Here is an 18,578-nt window from a genome sequence, read left to right on the forward strand (position 1 = left end):
TTAGGAGTCCGTATGAACCTGCGTCCTCTGCACGACCGTGTGATCGTGAAGCGTCTGGACAACGAAACCAAGACCGCGTCCGGCATCGTGATTCCCGACAATGCTGCCGAGAAGCCCGATCAAGGCGAAGTGCTCGCCATTGGCCCCGGCAAGAAGGATGACAAGGGCAACAACATCGCCCTCGACGTCAAGGTGGGTGACCGCGTGCTGTTCGGCAAGTACGCCGGCCAGGGCGTGAAGGTGGATGGCCAGGAACTGCTGGTCATGCGCGAAGAAGACATCATGGCTGTCGTCAACAAGTAATCGACGCGCCCAACGTACCCAATTCCTGATCGTCCCCTGAAGTCCAGCGGGACGCATCCATCCAGATTCGGAGATTCAGAACATGGCAGCAAAAGACGTAGTGTTCGGCGACGCCGCACGCGCCAAGATGGTTGAAGGCGTGAACATTCTCGCCAACGCAGTGAAGGTGACCCTGGGCCCGAAGGGCCGCAACGTGGTGCTGGAGCGCAGCTTCGGCGGCCCGACCGTGACCAAGGACGGCGTGTCCGTGGCCAAGGAAATCGAACTGAAGGACAAGCTGCAGAACATGGGCGCGCAGATGGTCAAGGAAGTGGCTTCCAAGACCAGCGACAACGCCGGTGACGGTACCACCACCGCAACCGTGCTGGCCCAGTCGATCGTCCGCGAAGGCATGAAGTTCGTGGCCGCCGGCATGAACCCGATGGACCTGAAGCGCGGTATCGACAAGGCCGTTGGCGCCGCCGTCGAAGAGCTGAAGAAGCTGAGCAAGCCGACCACCACCAGCAAGGAAATCGCCCAGGTTGGCGCGATCTCGGCCAACAGCGACGCCTCGATCGGCGAGCGCATTGCCGAAGCCATGGACAAGGTTGGCAAGGAAGGCGTGATCACCGTGGAAGACGGCAAGTCGCTGGCCGACGAGCTGGAAGTCGTGGAAGGCATGCAGTTCGATCGCGGCTACCTGTCGCCGTACTTCATCAACAACCCGGAAAAGCAGGTTGTTCAGCTGGACAGCCCGTTCGTGCTGCTGTTCGACAAGAAGGTTTCGAACATCCGTGACCTGCTGCCGGTGCTGGAGCAAGTGGCCAAGGCTGGCCGCCCGCTGCTGATCATCGCTGAAGACGTGGAAGGCGAAGCCCTGGCCACGCTGGTGGTGAACAACATCCGTGGCATCCTGAAGACCGCCGCCGTCAAGGCTCCGGGCTTCGGCGACCGCCGCAAGGCCATGCTGGAAGACATCGCCATCCTGACCGGCGGTACCGTGATCGCCGAGGAAATCGGCCTGACGCTGGAAAAGGCCACGCTGCAAGACCTGGGCCAAGCCAAGCGCATCGAGATCGGCAAGGAAAACACCATCATCATCGACGGCGCCGGCGACGCAGCTGCGATCGAAGGCCGCGTGAAGCAGATCCGCGCCCAGATCGAAGAAGCCACCTCGGACTACGACCGTGAGAAGCTGCAAGAGCGCGTGGCCAAGCTGGCCGGCGGTGTTGCGGTGATCAAGGTTGGCGCTGCCACCGAAGTCGAAATGAAGGAAAAGAAGGCCCGCGTGGAAGATGCTCTGCACGCCACTCGCGCTGCCGTGGAAGAAGGCATCGTCCCGGGCGGTGGTGTGGCCCTGCTGCGTGCCCGCGCCGCCATCGCCGGCCTGCACGGCGAGAACCCCGACCAGAACGCCGGTATCAAGATCGTGCTGCGCGCCATGGAAGAGCCGCTGCGCCAGATCGTGCTGAACGCTGGTGAAGAAGCTTCGGTCGTGGTGGCCAAGGTCATCGAAGGCAAGGGTAACTACGGTTACAACGCGGCTTCGGGCGAGTACGGCGACCTGGTGGAAATGGGCGTGCTGGACCCGACCAAGGTGACCCGCACCGCGCTGCAGAACGCCGCTTCGGTGGCTTCGCTGATGCTGACGACCGACTGCGCCGTGGCCGAAACGCCGAAGGAAGAGTCGGCTCCGGCAATGCCGGGCGGCATGGGCGGCATGGGCGGCATGGAAGGCATGATGTAAATCACGCCGGACTGCTGAGCCAATCAGCCTGTCTGTAAAAAACCCCCGAGGGTGCAAGCCCTCGGGGGTTTTTGTTTTTGGGCGATGGAGTCTGGTTATTGGTTGTTTGCTCCCCTCTCCCACGTTGTGGGAGAGGGGTTGGGGGAGAGGGCGTTGAGGTTCAAATTGCGACTTGTCGCGAATTCAACCGCTCGCCCTCTCCCCCGCCCCCTCTCCCGCTTGCGGGAGAGGGGAGAAAGAACCGGCGTCAGCCAATCACACCTCCACGACCTTGCCCCAGTCGAACACCAGATTCTCCGGCACGCCGGTACGCCGCGAGATGTAACCGCGCGGGTTGCACACCACGCGCGAATCGTCGATCCAGTAGTCGAAGCTCGTATGCGTATGGCCGTGGACCCACAGGTCGGCCTGCGCGACGAGATCGGGCCTGCGCGAGATGAAGCCGGCCGAGACAATGTCATGCGCGTAGCGCGCGTCCAGGCTGCCAAGGTCGGGGCCATGATGGGTGACGACCACGGTCTTGCCGTCGAACGGTTGCGCCAATGCATCCGTCAGCCACGCGGTGGCCGTGCGATGCAGCGCGAGCGCGTCGGCAGGCGTGAACAGGCGATGCTGCCCGTGGCCATCGGCGGTGGCAATCAGCCGATGATCGACCATCACGCGCGAGCAGGCCTCCATCGCCTCGTCGATGCGGTTGGCGCCATACAGGCAGTAGTCGCTCCACCACGTGGTGCCAATCACGCGCACGCGCTGGCCATCGGCATCCTCGAAGTCGGCCACGGCATTGTTGAGCAGCGTCACGTTGGGCCATTGCTCGGCCGCGTCGATCATCTGCCGGTCGACCGTATCGAACGTGCTTTCGTAGTACTCGTGATTGCCGGGTACGTAGATCACGGGGCCATCGAACACGCGCGCCGCCCAGTCCAGGCCGTCGCGGCCATTGGCGATGTCGCCGGCCAGGATCGTCAGGTCCGCGGCGCAGGCCGGCACGGCCTCGGGCATGTTGTGTTCGATATGCAGATCGCTCAGGATGCGGAGTTTCATGGGCCTGATTCCTGACAGCCGTGTGGGAGGGATTTATCTCCATGCATTCTTAAGAAGACTTGGGCGATGGTCAAGCAGCGAGTCCGCTCGCGATGAAATGCTGGCGCCCCAAGCAGAAAAGCCCGGACCAAGTCCGGGCAAGACTGTCCACCTGGTGTTGCACCAGGGCCAGACAGCCGGGGGAACCGCAAAGGCAATGTGCCGTTGGAGGTGGTGTTAGTTGCCGCCTGTCATGGTCGGCAGCAGCACCCTGTAGATCTGGATGAATGCCGGCCCCAGCAGCACCAGCAGAAGCGAGGGGAAGATTGTGAAAATCAGCGGAAAGAGCAGCTTCAGCGCGATCTTTGCCGCCTGTTCCTCGGCGCGCATGCGACGTTTGGTGCGCAGCATGTCGGATAGCACGCGCAACGACTCGCCAAGGCTTGTACCAAACCTGTCCGCCTGGATCAGCATGGACGCGAACTTGTCGACGTCTTCCACGCCCGTGCGCAGCGACAGGTTGCTCAGCGCCTTCTCCTTCGAGAATCCCGAGCGCAGCTCCAGCAGCATCAGCTGCAGCTCATCGGCCAGGACGGGGCAGCGCAACGCGAGTTCGTCGGACACGCGCATCAGTGCGGCGTCGAGCCCGAGGCCGGCTTCCACGCAAACCGTCAGCAAGTCGATGACGTCGGGGAACTCCTCGAACACCGTTCGCTGGCGTTGCTTCACTTTGCGGGACAGCACGAGGTTGGGGGCGTAATAGCCGATGGCCGCCAGCACCGCCAGCAACGCAAACATCGCGCTCTGCTGCTGAAAGGCCGGGGTACTGGCCGTCGCAACCAGTCCCACCATCGGCAGCGCCACCGCAAGCACCGTCTTTGCAGCGAAGTACAGCGGGGCGGCGCTTGCGCTTCGCCATCCCGCGTTCATGAAGCGCACGCGAAGTTGCGAATTTTCCCAACCTTCCTTGGGCAGCGAGAGCCGCGAGACAGGCTGCGCCCACCGCACGAGCTTCTCGATCAACGCTTGCTGTTGCCCGGAATCGCCCGCAAAGCCGCCGCCGGTTTCGCTGGCGATCTGCTCCATCCTGCCACGCATGCGGTCCGGCGAGAATACGTAAAGCACGCCGAGTACCGTGCCGAACGCCGCAACAAAGACCAGCGCCAGCACGATCAACTGTTCGGCCTGAAACCCCTGCATGATGTCTTGCATGATCGACTCCCCCTCAGGATGTCCACTGCCCAAGCCTGCTTGTTGTTATTGGCTTCTTCATACCCGGATACGGATGATCTTGCGCATCCAGAACACGCCGGAGATCATCGACACCAATGCGCCGCCGACCATCTTCCATCCGAGCGGATCCTCCCACAGCACCTTCATGAAGCCCGGATTGACGATCAGGATCAGGCCCGCCGTGCCAAACGGAAGCAGCCCGAGAATCCACGCGGAGAGCTTTCCTTCCGCCGACAACACGCGAATCTTGTCGAAGAGCTTCAGCCGCTCGCGCACCATCGTCGCAATGGTGTCGAGGATCTCGGCGAGATTGCCGCCACTCTCGCGCTGGATCAGCACCGCGATGACGAAGTAGCGAAGGTCGCCCACCGGCACGCGAATGGCGAGGTTGGTCATGGCCTCATCAAGCGCAACGCCGTAGTTGATCTCTTCGAATGTGGTGCGGAACTCTGGCCCCAGGGGCGCCTTCATCTCCTGGCCAACCATTCCCAGTGCACCGGCAAACGCGTGCCCGGCGCGCAGTGCGCGGCTGATCATGTCCACGGCATCAGGCAGTTGCACTTCCATCTGCTTGAGCCGCTTGGTGCGCAACCGCATGACGTGCAGGAAGGGCAGGATCCAGACGAATGCCGCTCCCCCCAGCATCACGACCAGCGGAACGGGTACCAGTGGAATCAGCGCCACCGTGCATAGCACCACCAGTCCGCAGAAGCCGAACAACTGTGCCACGGACCACGTGCTGCCGGACTGCTCCAGCCAACGGTCCAGTCCGGCAATGCGCGGCACGCTCATCAACCAGCGCTGCATGCGTGGCGAATCGCTGAGCAGACGCTTCTTGAGAATGGACAGGCGTTCGGCACTGACATGCCCGCCCGCCGAGAGCGCCCTCAGGCGCGCTTCGATGCGTTTGGCTGCTGGGCCGTGGGCGTTGTTCCACCACAGGTAGACGGCTTCGACACCGAGCACCACGGCCACGAACAGCAGGATGCCGAAGGCATAAAAGATCGTGCTCATGTGCTACCCCCCGGAGATGTTCTGGTTGATCAGTGCATCGGCTCAGACTTCAAAGCGCCGTGCAGGGTCATAGGTTTCGTCTGGCAGCCCGACGCCGAATACGCGCAGCCGCTCGGCGAACTTCGGATACACGCCGGTGGCCCTGAAGTGGCCGCGGACGGTGCCATCCTCGGCTACGCCAGTACGCTGGAAGGTGAAGATTTCCTGCGTATTGATGACGTCGCCCTCCATGCCGGTGATCTCCTGGATGCTGATGATCTTGCGCCGTCCGTCAGTCAGGCGGGCGGCCTGCACGACGACGGTGATCGCCGAAGCGATCTGCTGCCGCATGGCCTTGGCTGGCATGGACAGGCCCGCCATGCTGACCATGTTTTCGAGCCGCGTCAGCGCATCGCGCGGCGTGTTCGCGTGGATGGTCGTCAGCGAGCCTTCGTGGCCGGTGTTCATGGCGTTGAGCATGTCCAGCGCCTCGCCGCCACGGATTTCGCCGAGGATGATGCGGTCCGGGCGCATCCGCAACGCATTGCGTACCAGCGCGCGCTGCGTGATCTCACCCTTGCCCTCGATGTTGGGCGGCCGCGTTTCCAGGCGCAGTACGTGGGGCTGGCGCAGTTGCAGTTCAGCGGCATCCTCGATGGTCACCACGCGCTCGTCCTCCGGGATGAAACCCGACAGGATGTTCAGAAGCGTGGTCTTGCCGCTACCCGTGCCGCCCGAGACCAGGACGTTCACCTTCGCATGTGCCAGCGCCTGCAGCAGTTGCGCCATCGGTTGCGTCAGGCTCTTCAACTGCACCAGGTCGGCCACCTGCAGCGGAGTCACCGCGAAGCGCCGAATCGACAGCAGCGGTCCGTCGATGGCCGAGGGTGGGATGATCGCGTTGACGCGCGATCCGTCCGGCAGGCGGGCATCGACCATGGGGCTGGTCTCGTCGATGCGGCGCCCCACGCGCGACACGATCTTCTCGATGACCTTCATCAGATGCGCATCGTCGTAGAACACCACGTCCGTCAGTTCGAGCTTGCCGCGCCGCTCCACATAGGTCTGCCGTGCCGTGTTGACCAGGATGTCAGAGACCGTCGGATCCTTCAGCAGCGGTTCCAGTGGCCCGAATCCGAACATCTCGTCATAAATCTCCACGGTGAGCTGCCGGCGCTCGTTGTCGTTGAGCAGTACCTTCTGTTCGTCGATGATCAGGTTCACCAGCGCGGTAATCTCCTGGCGCACCTGCTCCTGCGGGAAGTGCGCCAGACGCTCCAGTTCCACGCGGTCCAGCACGGTTTCGTGCACGTCGCGCTTGAGCGCGTGGTAGCCCGGCGACGTTGTGTTCGTCGACATGGCGAAGTGGATGGCGGCATGGCCATTGGCCGTGTATGGCGCCCCGGCACTGGCGAGCTGTTCGCGGATTGACATGATGGGCTCCTTGCTAGATGTGTTCGGTTCAGGCGGTCAGGATCTGGCTGACTCAGGTGCTCCTGGCGCGCAGCATCAGCTTGCGCAAGGGGGATACGCTTTCCTGTCGGCTGCGCCGCTCGGCTTCCTGCGCGGGGGACAGGTGCATGGCCATGGCCTGCAGCGCGCGAGTGATGCCGCTGCGTTTGCTCAGCTTTGCAACGGGCTCGCCATGGCTCACGGCTTCATCCACCACCGACGGGTCGTCTGGCAGGGCGAATGCCACCTTGATGCCAAGAATGTCTTCCATCGTGGCGCGCGGCACTTCGTTCTTGCGGCCCACGCGGTTGAGTACCACGCGGATCTTGTCTTCGGGGTAATGCAGTGCGCGCAGGATGTCGATGAGCCGCCGGCCGGGACGGCCAAAGGCAATGCTTGGTTCGGCCACCACGCAGATGCGGTCGCTGTGGTCCAGGATGCCAATCGATAGCGGATCGATGCTCTGCCCGATATCGAAGATCACATAGTCGTAGTTCGGCTGCATGACCGACAGGATCCACTCGAGCTTTTCCTTCTGGATCTGGCTGGCCTTCACCGGATCGGAGGCGCCCGCGAGCATGTCGAATCCGTTGTCAACATGTATGAGGCAGGCCTCCAGAAAGGCCGCGTCCATGCGGTCGATCTGGCTGCAGATTTCCGGCAGCGTGCTCGGTGGCGCCTGATCGGTCACGATGTGCGTGAGGTCTCCAAAGTGCCGGTTCAGGTCCACCACTAGCACGCGCTTGCCGAGGTGACGCGCCAGGGCATCCCCAAGATTCGCGGCGACGAAGCTGGTACCCGCGCCGCCCTTGCACGAGATAATCGAGATGACCTGCGCCACTTCATGCGTGCGCGGAACATGCGTCGCTTCCACCCGCTTCAGTGCCTCGGCAAGCTGTGCCTTGTCCGGCGGCCATGAAAGCACGTCGCAGACGCCGGCGCGAATCGCCTTGAGCAACACGCTGGAATCCTGGGACTGCGTGATCAGGATGCAGGGCAGTTCCGGATGTTGCTGGCGCAGTGTTTCCACCGCGAACATCTGCGCGGGCCCGATATCCGACAGTTCGAGGATCAGCAGGTCGGCCAAGCGCAGCCGGCTTGCCTGGAGTGGCAATCGCGCCAGTCCTTCCTGCAGCGACATGGTCTGGAAGTTGCCGGCGGCAGCGGTGAGCCGGTTGATCTCCGCCAGCCGTTCGGCGTCATCGGATGCGATCAGGATCTTCAGCATGGTGTCCTCGCGATGTTCGGGGCGGATGGGAAGGATGGGTCGTGACGCATCAGCTGCATACCGCACCGCCGGTCGATGTCTGCATGCTTTCGCGCGTCATGGTGGTCGTGAAGGGCGGCATGCCGATCCGCAGCCGCATCACCGGAATCACGGTTGCAATGGTGACGTTGGTCACGCTGACGGTGACGGTCTGGCAGGTGGCGCGCGCGGTGGCAGTGTCGATGTCGCAGCCGGTAGGCAAGTAGGACACGCTGATGTTCGAATCCTGCAGCAGCGGCAGCAGGTTTTCCATCCTGGACTTGATGACGGCGGAGTCCGAGTCGCAGACCACGGCTGTCCGCGCGGCCAGGCGCGTCACCTCGGCAGCGGTGTTCCAGTAGAACAGCACGCGCGAAAATTCGACGATGCCGATCAGCAGCGTAAAGAACACGCCGGCAATGAGGGCGAACTCCACCGCGGCGACGCCGCGCTGACGGGCGAAACGGAGGGGAAGGGCGCAGTGTTTCATAGCACTTGCCTCATGACGGTGGTGATGTCGCCGAACGTCAGGCCAGATACGTTGATGAACGATTGCACTGGCGAATAGACGAAGCCACTGATCTTGACGGCGACCAGGTTGATGGTGCCTGCGGGCGAACCGGTGCCTGCCGGGTTGTCGTAGGTCGAAACGTTGCTGAAGGCCTGGCCGGGGCAATTGTTTGCTCCATTGACGCGATCGCAGATGATGACCATGGCGGTAGTCAGCCCGGGTACCAGCGGTTGACCGGAGCAGGCGGTGTTGCCGTAGGCCGCGAGACACTGGGTGGCTGCCATGGGGTATGCGACGTCATCCGGTGAGTACTGCGACAGATACCGTGCAGCCGAACGCGTGGCTTTGGTCAGCGTGTCGTACTGGTAGATCGCGCGTCCGAACTCGGCCACGCCGCAAGCCATCAGTAGCAACGGCACCAGCATGATGCCGAACTCGACCGCGGCAACGCCACGCTGGCGCTTGTTGATGTGCCTGGTGGCGTGACTGTGGAGGTTTATCAGCCGCTTCATGGTTGACTCCTATTGCACCAGCACCGGGACGAGCGGGCCGACACCGGTATTCGCGCCCGGCATGCCCTGTGTCGCGCAGGGGCTGCCCGGCATGCTCGAGTCGCCGCGATACTCGAGATGCACGGTGTCGATGTTGCCGCCCTGCTGCATGGGGTCGAGCATCAGCATGCATGCCCAGCCCGTCACGGTTGCCTGGTGCGTGCCCGGTGTTGCGAAATTCGTGCAGTCGACAATCGGCGCCAGTACCAGGCGGCGGTCAGCGCCAGCTTGATAGGTGGCTTGACTGGCGGCGTTGCCTTTCGTATTCAGCCCGGCGGCAGAGTCACCCTGATACGGCGTGTAGCTCTTGCGGGCCGTCAGGAAATTCGGCTGATTCGTGAGGAGTCCCGTGCTGTCAGTTGACGAGCCGTTGTACGCGTTTTTTTGCGCAGTCCATGACGTGGGTGTATAGGCAAAGCCCGTAAAGTCTGTCACGCCATAGGTCTTGTTCGTGATGACGCCGAAGCGGCTGTTCCACGAGTCCGCGAGCGAGGCCTTGTTGCCGGTCGTGCCGATCTGGGAGTTCACGGCGGGCAGGTTGCATTGCCCAGCCCCCTGAAGCTGGTTGGCCAGAGTCGCAGTGTTGCCACTGCCACCGGTCAGATCGGCCCATCCGAAATTCCCACCCCCGTAGACCCCGCCACCCGATGTCCCGACTTTCGCAGTTAGCCAGTCTCCAATTGCGTAGCTGCTTGGTGCTGGCGGAGTCGCCGTGCCGGGTTTGCAGATATACACCGGGATCGCGCAGGTAGTCTGGGCCGAGGTGGTCGTTGCCACCGCCATGGCGGCAACCGTGCTTGGTCCCATTTGGGCGCCAGCCCCGCGAAAGACATCGAGAACCTGGACGAACCAGTTCGCAATTCCGCCGCGCACAATCTCGCACTTCACGTACTTGATGGTGTTCAGTGCGTAGGTGACCGAGCCCTTGTCCAGGAAGGGGTCCGACAGCGAATCGCTGTATGTCACGGTCTCGGTGGATGCGCCGCCCGGTAGTTGTCCCAGGTTGCCCTGGAACAGCACCAGATTGCGCGCCCCAGATGTATAGCCTGCCGCTTCCGACACGCTGAGCGGCGTTGCACCGGTCAGATCGCGTGCCGCGGCCAGCGCGCACGAATCCGCCCGGTTCTGCAACTCGCTCTTGCTCACGTACAGCTTGCCCAGATCGAGTGCCAGGCCGATGAATCCGACCAGCACCACGATCATCAGGGCGACGATGATGGCGACGGCGCCGCGCTGCCTCGCATGAATGCGAGGTAGCGACATGCCGCGAGACCCGATTCTGGACATGATGGTGCTCCCCTCGGCGTGCTTAGCGCTGGCTGCCACCGCCCATGCCGACACCGCCATATCCGCCGCCGGCACCGAAGTCGATGGCGAAGCCGCCGCCGTTACCCCCGCCGTTCTGGACCCGGATCAGCGAGCGGTCGAAGTTCCTCATGGCGGCCACCGCGGTCTTGCCGTCGGTGCCATCGACGGTGGGCAGTCCGGCCGGCGCATCGGGGTTGATGATCTGCAATTGCATGACCGTGGCGAGTGCCTCGCCCCTATGCTGGTCCCAGGTGGGGGTGGTGGTCATGCAGGCCGACAGCCCGAGGCAGGACAGCGAGACAAGTGCCAGGGCGGCGGCGCCGCGCGAAAGCTTCAGTGTCTTGTTCATGGTCGTTCTCCTTGTGGCGCGGCGGTTCAGTTGCTGCCAGAAGTGCTGGGGCTGGCTGCGGCCGCGGCTCGCGCCTGGGCCAGGCGGGCGGCGGTTGCTTCGATACGCGCGACGCGCATGCTGTTGTCCTCGACCGATGTGGTGGTCGCGATGTCAGGCACGGGCACCTGGGGCGGCCGCGGCCCCGCAGTCGCCACGGGCGCAGGCGAAACCGCGGGTGCCGACGGCGCCGGCTCGTCCAGGAGCTTGCCAACCGGAGCTGCCGGGACCGACGTGGGGCTGACTTCGCTACGCGGTGCCGAAGGCACGGGAGCCGGTGCCGTCGCCGGAGCGGCAGGTTGCGAAGGCGCTGGCGCGGGTTGCTGCATCGGCTTGCCGCGACCTTCCATGTTCCCCATGAAGTAGAGCTCCCCTTCGTTCGGCGTGGAGAAGCTGTCGGTCGGCAGCGGATAGTTGTTGTTCTGCATCGGCTTGACCAGACGTGGCGTGATGATGAACACCAGCTCGGTCAGGTCCTGCTGGAACTGCGTGCTGCGGAACAGCGTGCCAAGGACCGGGACTTCGCCGGCGCCAGGCAGCGCCTTCAATGCGCCGCGCGAGCTGTCCTGCAGCAGGCCGCCAATCGCGAAGCTCTCGCCATCGCGCATCTGCACGGTGGTGGAGGCGCGACGGGTCGTGATGAGCGGCAGGATCGTCTGGCCGGTCAGGGTGCCGCCGCTAACCGTGGCGCCAGTCGGCGACAGCTCCGATACTTCCGGCGAAACCTTCAGGTGGATCCGGCCGTTGGCCAGCACGGTCGGCGTGAACTTCAGCCCCACGCCAAACTCTTCCTCCTGCAGCGTGATCGTGGCGGCGGAACCGAGCACATTGCTCTGCGCAACCGGGATGTAGATCTTGCCGCCGGCGAGGAAGCTTGCTTCCTGGCCGCTGATGGTGACCAGGTTCGGTTCGGCAAGGACCTTTACCAGGCTGTCGTTCTTCTGCGCGTCGATCGCAAAGTTGAATGGCTTGTTGTTGGCCTTGCTGCCGAAGATGGCCGCCGACGCACCAGTGAGCAGGGACGTGATCAGCCCACCGCTCCACGAACCGAACCCGCCCTGGATATTGACCGCGGAGCCAAGCTGGTTCAGCAGCGTCTTGGAGACCTCGGCTACCTTCACTTCCAGCATCACCTGTTGCGGGGTGTCCACGGACATCATGTTGAGCACGCCGCCTTTCTTGGCATTGTTGCCCTCACCCTGGGCCGCGTTGGCGTAGGCCTGGGCGATATCCATGGCCTGCAAGGCGGCCTGGGAACTGGAGACGCTACCGGTCAGCACCAGGTTGTCCGCGGCGGTCATCACGCGAATCCCCGATTCGCCCGGCAGCAGCTGGGACAGCGAGGTCTGCAGTCCGTTCGAGTCGGCGTTGACCACCACGTTGACGATGCTGCAGCCGCCGCTGCGGCCCTGCACGATCATGTTGGTGGTGCCCACGCTGCGACCCAGCACATAGAGCGTCTGTGGCGAAACCATTGTGGCCTGCACGACGTTCGGATTTCCCAGCGTGCGGTTGCGCACGGGTTCAGGCAACGGAATCAGCTGCGACTTGCCTACCGGTACGATCACTGTCGATTCATTGCGGATCGCACCGGAGCAGTTCGGGCCGCGTGCATCGGCCACAGCGGGTGCGGCCGGCACGGGCGTCATGCTGATGGTCATCTGCACCGGGCCCCCGGAGCCCTTGGCCCCAGCCGACGCGGCGGCCGGCGTGGTGGCCTTGGCGACATTGCCGGCCTCGACGGCGACCTGTGCCGCGGCGGCGAGCGGTGTGCAGAGAATGGCGGCCAGGACGATGATGCGTGTGCCGCGTGCTGCTTCGGTTGTCTTCTGGTTCATTTTGGATCTCCCCCCGGAGAGTGAAGCGGTTCTAAATGCGTTGAGTGTCTCGGGTGTCACCTACCATTCAGAAGCATTCAAGGCTGCCCTGGATTCCTGCCAGAACGCCGACGCAATTGCCGGAGCGCGCCGGCGCGGCCACGATCGTGCGGGTCTTGACCACCGTACGCGTCGTGGGAGCCGGCGCCGGTGCAGGTGCGGCCGGTTCGCCCTTGCCGAGCAGCGTGTGCTTGGTGGCGCCGCCGGTGTTGATGTCGGCCACGTCCATCTGGTTGCGCAGCACCAGCGACAGCGTGCCGACGCTGCGTGCCACGTCGAGCTTCTCGGCCTGGTCGGGCGTGACTTCCAGCGTCACCGCGTTGACCACCTTCGGCTGCGTGTCGTCACGGCTGACCTGCTGCGCCACGGCCAGCACCAGGATCTTCTCGAGCACGATCTTCGAGATGCTGCCGTTCTGCGTGCTCTTGGAATCCTCGTTCGTATTGACGATCACGTCGACGTAGTTGCCCGGCAGCGCGAAGCCGGCCACGCCCACAACGTCGTTGACGCGAACCGTGATGGCGCGCTTGCCATCGTTGATGACTGCCGACAGGCCGCCCTTGGTGCCGATCGGTGCCAGCTTTGCGTCGAGAATCGGCTCGCCGCGCTGCAGGCTGGTACGGACGACCCGGCCGTCCAGTGACTTCGGGTCTTCGAATGCGCCCGGTGGCACGCTGCTCGTGGGCCAGCTGACGAGCTTGAGCTGGCTGCCGTTGAGCGGCTGGCCGAGATCAAGATCGTTCGCGGCCACCACCACCTGCTTGACCGAACTGGACGACTGCTGCAGCAGCCAGCGGGATGCTGATATCACCGCCGCCGCGCCGGCGATCAGCGCAACCAGCAGCATCAGGATTGCTCGCGTGTTCTTCATGATGACTCTCCCTACGTGTGTACGTGCTTCCTGGTTGGGCGGGATCAGCCCGCTGCGCGATGGCCGGCTGGCCAGCGGTGTTCGTTATCCGTTGTCGAGGCATCCGGCGCGCCTCGCAAGCCGTAGTAGCTCTGCCAGGCGTCGCATAGCCCTTCTTCAGTGACGTGCGGCGTGTGGCCGTGGTATCGAACGTGCGACGCCACAAGCCGCAGCAGGTCGCGCGGGATGCAGGCGAGCAAAGGCGTGTCGGTGGAAAAATGCAGGCTCTCCAGCAGGAAATCGAATGCGGGCTCCGGACACGTGAGGCCAAGTTCGGCGGCCGTGCGCAGGCAGACCTGGCGATAGTCGTCGATCGAAAGCGGCCCGACATAGAGTTTGCTGCCGAGCCTGCGCAGGAAGGCATCGTCGCTGAGCTGGGTGGGCTCAAGGTTGGTCGAGAACACCGGCCATACGTCGAAGGACACCGAGAACCGCACGCCGCTGTGCAACGTGAACATGTCGATACCGCGATCCAGCGGCACGATCCAGCGGTTCAGCAACTGATCCACCCCAACCATCTGCCGGCCAAGGTCATCGACGATGTAGATGCCGTTGTTGGCCTTCATGTGGGGCGGTGCCTGATAGAAGCCCGTGTTGCTGTCATAGCGCAGATCCAGCATCGACAGCGTCAGTTCGCCGCCGGTCAGTACCACGGGGCGATGACAGACGACCCAGCGGCGGTCCATCGACCGGTGCGTGAGCGACGCCTCGCTTTCATCGATCGGCGTGTGCACCAGCGGATCCATGATCTGGATGATTTCGCCCGCCACGGTGATCGCATGCGGCACGGGCACCGCGCCAGGCAGCAGCGCGCCAAGGCGCTGCGCCAGGTAGGTCTTGCCGCTGCCCGGCGGGCCGTAGATCATCAGTGCGCGCGCGGTGTTCAGCGCCATGCCGATCGCGTCGAGCAACTGGATCGGCACCACGAGGTTGTGGAACGCGGCCGTGACATCAGCCTTCGTGACGGACGCGTGGTGGATCGAGTGATGCTGGACCGCGTCAAGGTAGGCCTGCAGCGTGACTGGCGCGGCGCCCGTATAGCTGCAGCGCGCCGAGGTCTCCGCGGCGCGCGCATAACCGGCGTCGGTCAGGCGGAATCGAACGTCGATGTCGCTGGCGCCGCGATGCGCCACCTCGAGCAGCCGCTCGCGCACCGCTACCGCGGCGATCTCGTTGACGACCGAGGCGGGCAGCTTGAGCGTATCGGTCAGGATCGTCAGCGAGACGCTACGGTGCAGGTAGGCGGCCTTCAGCAACAGCCCCAGCAGCAGCGAGACTTCCAGACCGGTATCGGCGATGGACCGCGGTGGCACGTGCCAGGCGGGCAGCGTGCCGTGATCGGCCTGGACGTGCCGCACCATCGAGGCGACTGCCTCGGGGAGTGTTGCCTGGCCTGCGTCTTGGTGCTCTAACATTGCCGTTCCCCTTGTGTTCTGGTCTGCGCTTCTGCTTCTGCTGCTGCTTCTGCTTCTTGTCGGGACGTCCGCCACGCCCGGGGGCATTCATTCGTCCGTCACGTCCTCGCGAACAGCATGGTCAACGTGCCGGCCGCGATCACTGCCCCGTACGGCAGCGATCCGACCGACGGGCCTCCCTGCCCGGTGAGCACGATGCCGCCAAGGTTGCGTGCGAGCTGGCGCGCCTTGCCGGAAAGAAGCACCATGGTCAGCGCCCACGCGCCGCCCATCACGAAAGTGGCAAGGGCAATCCACAGCGCCAGATCGGCGCCGAGCCATGCCCCCACGGCGGCCATCAGCTTGACGTCGCCGGCGGCCATGCCACGCATCAGGTAAAGCGGCAGGAAGATGCCGAAGCCGGTCAGCCAGCCCATTGCCCAGGCGGAACTCCCCGCACCCAGGCCGTGAATCGTCATCTGCACAGGCAGTGCCACCAGCCACGCGCCAAACGTCAGCCAGTTCGGAATGCGGCGGCGTTGCAGATCCGTGGCGGCGGCCGTCAGCACCATCGCGATGACGATGGGACCGATGTAGGGCGAGAGCGTCGGAATGGTGGATATGGTGGACATGGCGGACTCGGTTCGTTCAGGGTTGGCTCGGCCCGTATCAGGGCATCTCCGCTGCAATGAGTTCGTAGAGCGCCTTGACATTGCTGCCCAGGACGCTCACTGCGCCGATAATCACCATCGCAATCAGGGCTCCCAGCAACGCGTACTCGATCGACGTCACGCCGCGCGTGTCGCGTCGGAAGGCTGTGCACAGGGTTCTGATGCCGGGCATGGTGCTCTCCTCGATTGGGCCGTCGTGTGGTGGATGGACGGTCGTCAAGCCAGCTCCGCGGCGATAAAGCTGAATACGCTGCTCAGGTTCGTTCCCACGAGTTGCACCGTGGCAATGATCACAACGGCGATCAACGCGGCGATCAGGCCATACTCGATGGCGGTGACGCCGTCCTCGTCACGGATGAAGGCGTTCAGGCTGACGATGCAGTTGCGCATGGTGCTCTCCTTGGTTTGGCGCCCGTGTTGCATGACACTGGGGTACCGCGGCGTGGGTGGCGCGCGAATGCTCCACGCCGCGGCCCCTTTTAGAGCGTGGCGCCCAGTTGTGTGCCGATATAGCTGAATACGCTGCTGAGGTTCTGGCCGACGATCTTTACCGTGGCAATGATCACAACGGCGATCAGTGCAGCGATCAGGCCGTATTCAATGGCGGTGACGCCGTCTTCATCACGGACAAAACGCGTCAGGTTTTGGGTCAGACGTTGCATGGCAGACTCCTTTGGTTGGGAAATGCACTTTCGAAACGACTTGAAGACAACTGCAATTCAGAGACGGGAAAAGCGGCTACAGGGCGGTGCGCAGATAGCGCAGCAATGGAATGCCCATCGGCCAGCTCCGACACCGGCGCCGGGCGGGCTGCGTGCCTGCAATCGACGCTCGGCGGAAGCATGAACGCACCGCGCCGCATGCTGCGCGTGGCCATCGCGTGCCATGCAGCGGAAGGGCACGCTGCCGCCGCTGCGGGCGGAGGCGATGCGACCGATGGTCCGATGCAATCTCACGAGCTGACCGATAGCTGGCATGGTGTGGCTCCCCGAATCCTTTTTTTCTGCCGGCAAACACTCCGTCGGCAGCTGCGGCACACATGAGAGACGGTGCCGCATGCCAGGCATAGGCAAACCGCGGGCCAGCCTTGCCGAATTCGTTGTGCCATAAGGCTTTGCGGGAAGGTGCGCAATACGCAGGGCGCGCTGAGGGGGGCGGGAAGCGGCTTTTCGGGCCTTCGTCGTTGCCGCCTGGAAACGCTGGCGCGGAATTTATTTTGGATGAGGCCGCAGAGGGATGAGTCCCGCGATGACGGGATTGCCTGCGCCACAAGTTATACGAGTGCCCCGCTCATCCAAATGCATGAGACAGGTGTGGCGGCTTGATGGGGTTTGTCGTGCCGGTGGATGACAACCTGCTATGCGTGACGGTACGGCGCCGGCATTGGCCCGACCGATGGATGAACCGGTCCGGCCGTGGCTCGACGTTTCCGATTGGAAACGTTCGCGACTTCATGATTTGCGGACAGGCTCGTGTGCCGGCTTCGCGCATCGCCCGCAATCGCTTGTGTGGCGCCGTTCTCCGCAGCAGACCCACTCGTGATTCAGGATCGAAACGTTGGCGGCGGAAATCGCGTTCCGCGCGGCGCCAACCCGTTTTCCGGCCCGTGGCGTGCCTTGCATTAGTGCCGTCGCCTGACAAGACTTAGCCAAGACCAGGCGCTGCCGACGTCCAAGAGGGCTGCGGCGCGGCACCTGCAGAAACACAGGGAACGGGGCAAGTCATGAATGGGGAAGCTGTCCGTCTGGATACGGGAAAACATGGCCAAGGCGCTGGCCGCGCATGGCTGGATCTGGATCGCGCACGCGTCTACAGCGCCGCCGTGCTGTTCCTGTTCATTCTGCTGATGGCGACCTGGGCCTGGCACAGCCACGGCTTCACTGATAGCCATGTCAGCCGGCCGGGCGCCGACTTCGCCGTATTCTGGAGCGCGTCGTACCTGGCGCTGAGCGAGGGCCCGGTGCACGCCTACGACGTTGCCAGACACCTTGAGGTCATGGCGACCTACGGGCCGCTCGGCATTGACAGCACGATGGTGCTGCCGTGGCTGTATCCGCCAACATTCCTGCTGGTTGTGCTGCCACTGGCAACGTTGCCGCTCGCTTTCAGCTATCTGCTGTTCGTGGCGGGAGGCGCCTATGCCTACCTGCGTGTGATCGGCGGCCTGGTGCGTGCCAGTTCCATGCTGCGGCGCGGCTTCTGGCTGCCCGTGCTGGCCTCGCCGGCCGTCCTGGCGTGTTGCATCCTCGGCCAGAATTCGTTGCTGACGGCCTCGCTGGTTGGCGCGGCAGTATGTCTGCTGAACCGACGCCCGGTGCTCGCCGGCGTCCTGATCGGGCTGCTGGCGATCAAGCCTCAGTTGGCGCTGCTGATCCCGGTGGCGCTGATCGCTGGACGGCACATGCGCACGCTGGCGAGTGCCGCGGCGACAGTGGCGATCTTCGTGGCCGTCAGCGTGGCGGTTTGCGGATGGGAGACCATTCCGGCGTTCCTGCATAGCGTTGCATGGGCGCGGGCGCATCTTGTGGAAGGCTCGCCAGCGGGGTGGTTGGGGATGCCGTCGGTCCTGGCCGCCGCGCAACTGGCGGGATTGAACCCCGCGGCTGCCTATGCCGTACAGGCGCTGGCGGCCCTGGCGGCGGCAGCGTCGGTTGTCTACGTCTGGTCCCGCACGCGCGAGGCGCCGCTACGCACCGCCGTGCTGGCAGCGGCAGCCTTGCTGGCCACGCCATATGTTCGGCACTACGAACTGACGTGGATGGGGATCGCCGTCGCGGGTCTGATCGGCGACGGACTTCGTCATGGCCTGTCAGGCCGCGAGCAGGCGCTGTTCGTGGTGGCGTGGCTGCTGCCTGCATTCGAAAGCGTCAATCCCGTGCTGCGCATGCCTCAGATCGGTCCAGTCGTATCGGCATTGCTCGTTATCGTGGCCGTCCGTCGGACCATGAGCCGTACTGCGCCAGCGGCAGTGCCGGCGCCAGCGGGAACCTGA

General features: G+C 64.0%; 19 protein-coding genes. 3 read left to right on the top strand and 16 right to left on the bottom strand.

Annotation, left to right across the window (positions count from 1 at the left end; all coding sequences use genetic code 11):
* Window positions 1–12 precede the first annotated feature (12 nt).
* The gene (gene groES / locus B552_RS0109090) at window positions 13–303 is read left to right on the top strand and encodes a co-chaperone GroES (protein WP_008644494.1); all 291 of its coding nucleotides are present in this window, start codon (window positions 13–15) and stop codon (window positions 301–303) included.
* 82 nt (window positions 304–385) lie between these two features.
* On the top strand, window positions 386–2,029 hold the full coding sequence (gene groL, locus B552_RS0109095; protein WP_019448698.1) for a chaperonin GroEL: 1,644 nt from the start codon (window positions 386–388) through the stop codon (window positions 2,027–2,029).
* Between the two features lie 255 nt (window positions 2,030–2,284).
* On the opposite strand, the gene B552_RS0109100 is transcribed toward groL, so the two are convergent.
* The 16 genes from B552_RS0109100 to B552_RS0109175 form a co-directional block, all read right to left on the bottom strand.
* Window positions 2,285–3,073 carry a metallophosphoesterase gene (locus B552_RS0109100; RefSeq protein ID WP_019448699.1) on the bottom strand — a complete coding sequence of 263 codons (789 nt, stop codon included), beginning with the start codon at window positions 3,071–3,073 and terminating at the stop codon, window positions 2,285–2,287.
* 216 nt (window positions 3,074–3,289) lie between these two features.
* Entirely contained in the window at window positions 3,290–4,264 is a 975-nt protein-coding gene (locus B552_RS0109105) for a type II secretion system F family protein (RefSeq protein WP_019448700.1), read from the bottom strand.
* 57 nt (window positions 4,265–4,321) lie between these two features.
* A complete protein-coding gene (locus B552_RS0109110) occupies window positions 4,322–5,299 on the bottom strand; it encodes a type II secretion system F family protein (RefSeq protein ID WP_019448701.1) in 978 nt (325 codons plus the stop codon).
* A 42-nt stretch (window positions 5,300–5,341) separates the two neighbouring features.
* Window positions 5,342–6,712: a CpaF family protein gene (locus B552_RS0109115; RefSeq protein ID WP_019448702.1), complete on the bottom strand. Its 1,371-nt coding sequence runs from the start codon at window positions 6,710–6,712 to the stop codon at window positions 5,342–5,344.
* Window positions 6,713–6,764: 52 nt separating this feature from the next.
* The gene (locus tag B552_RS0109120; protein WP_019448703.1) at window positions 6,765–7,958 is read right to left on the bottom strand and encodes an AAA family ATPase; all 1,194 of its coding nucleotides are present in this window, start codon (window positions 7,956–7,958) and stop codon (window positions 6,765–6,767) included.
* Window positions 7,959–8,007: 49 nt separating this feature from the next.
* Window positions 8,008–8,466, bottom strand: a complete 459-nt coding sequence (locus tag B552_RS0109125; protein WP_019448704.1) for a TadE family protein — start codon at window positions 8,464–8,466, stop codon at window positions 8,008–8,010.
* Window positions 8,463–8,999: a TadE/TadG family type IV pilus assembly protein gene (locus tag B552_RS0109130; RefSeq protein ID WP_019448705.1), complete on the bottom strand. Its 537-nt coding sequence runs from the start codon at window positions 8,997–8,999 to the stop codon at window positions 8,463–8,465. The genes B552_RS0109125 and B552_RS0109130 overlap by 4 nt, the downstream gene beginning before the upstream one ends.
* A 9-nt stretch (window positions 9,000–9,008) precedes the next feature.
* On the bottom strand, window positions 9,009–10,325 hold the full coding sequence (locus B552_RS0109135) for a TadE/TadG family type IV pilus assembly protein (RefSeq protein ID WP_237718180.1): 1,317 nt from the start codon (window positions 10,323–10,325) through the stop codon (window positions 9,009–9,011).
* A 22-nt stretch (window positions 10,326–10,347) separates the two neighbouring features.
* Window positions 10,348–10,695 carry a hypothetical protein gene (locus B552_RS0109140; RefSeq protein ID WP_019448707.1) on the bottom strand — a complete coding sequence of 116 codons (348 nt, stop codon included), beginning with the start codon at window positions 10,693–10,695 and terminating at the stop codon, window positions 10,348–10,350.
* A 26-nt stretch (window positions 10,696–10,721) separates the two neighbouring features.
* Window positions 10,722–12,572 (bottom strand): type II and III secretion system protein family protein, encoded by a 1,851-nt coding sequence (locus tag B552_RS0109145; protein ID WP_019448708.1) that lies wholly within the window; start codon window positions 12,570–12,572, stop codon window positions 10,722–10,724.
* 67 nt (window positions 12,573–12,639) lie between these two features.
* Entirely contained in the window at window positions 12,640–13,482 is an 843-nt protein-coding gene (cpaB, locus tag B552_RS0109150) for a Flp pilus assembly protein CpaB (RefSeq protein WP_019448709.1), read from the bottom strand.
* 44 nt (window positions 13,483–13,526) lie between these two features.
* Complete coding sequence (locus tag B552_RS0109155) at window positions 13,527–14,936, bottom strand: ATP-binding protein (protein WP_026035478.1); 1,410 nt, start codon at window positions 14,934–14,936, stop codon at window positions 13,527–13,529.
* 98 nt (window positions 14,937–15,034) lie between these two features.
* Window positions 15,035–15,538, bottom strand: coding sequence for a prepilin peptidase (locus B552_RS0109160; RefSeq protein WP_026035479.1), 504 nt, complete (start codon window positions 15,536–15,538; stop codon window positions 15,035–15,037).
* Between the two features lie 46 nt (window positions 15,539–15,584).
* On the bottom strand, window positions 15,585–15,758 hold the full coding sequence (locus tag B552_RS0109165; protein WP_019448712.1) for a Flp family type IVb pilin: 174 nt from the start codon (window positions 15,756–15,758) through the stop codon (window positions 15,585–15,587).
* A 44-nt stretch (window positions 15,759–15,802) separates the two neighbouring features.
* Window positions 15,803–15,976, bottom strand: coding sequence for a Flp family type IVb pilin (locus B552_RS0109170; protein ID WP_019448713.1), 174 nt, complete (start codon window positions 15,974–15,976; stop codon window positions 15,803–15,805).
* 89 nt (window positions 15,977–16,065) lie between these two features.
* Window positions 16,066–16,248: a Flp family type IVb pilin gene (locus tag B552_RS0109175; protein ID WP_019448714.1), complete on the bottom strand. Its 183-nt coding sequence runs from the start codon at window positions 16,246–16,248 to the stop codon at window positions 16,066–16,068.
* Window positions 16,249–17,309: 1,061 nt separating this feature from the next.
* Here B552_RS0109175 and B552_RS0109185 point away from each other — a divergent pair.
* Window positions 17,310–18,578 (top strand): glycosyltransferase family 87 protein, encoded by a 1,269-nt coding sequence (locus B552_RS0109185; protein ID WP_019448716.1) that lies wholly within the window; start codon window positions 17,310–17,312, stop codon window positions 18,576–18,578.

This window comes from Cupriavidus sp. BIS7, from assembly GCF_000292345.1.
Lineage (GTDB): Bacteria > Pseudomonadota > Gammaproteobacteria > Burkholderiales > Burkholderiaceae > Cupriavidus.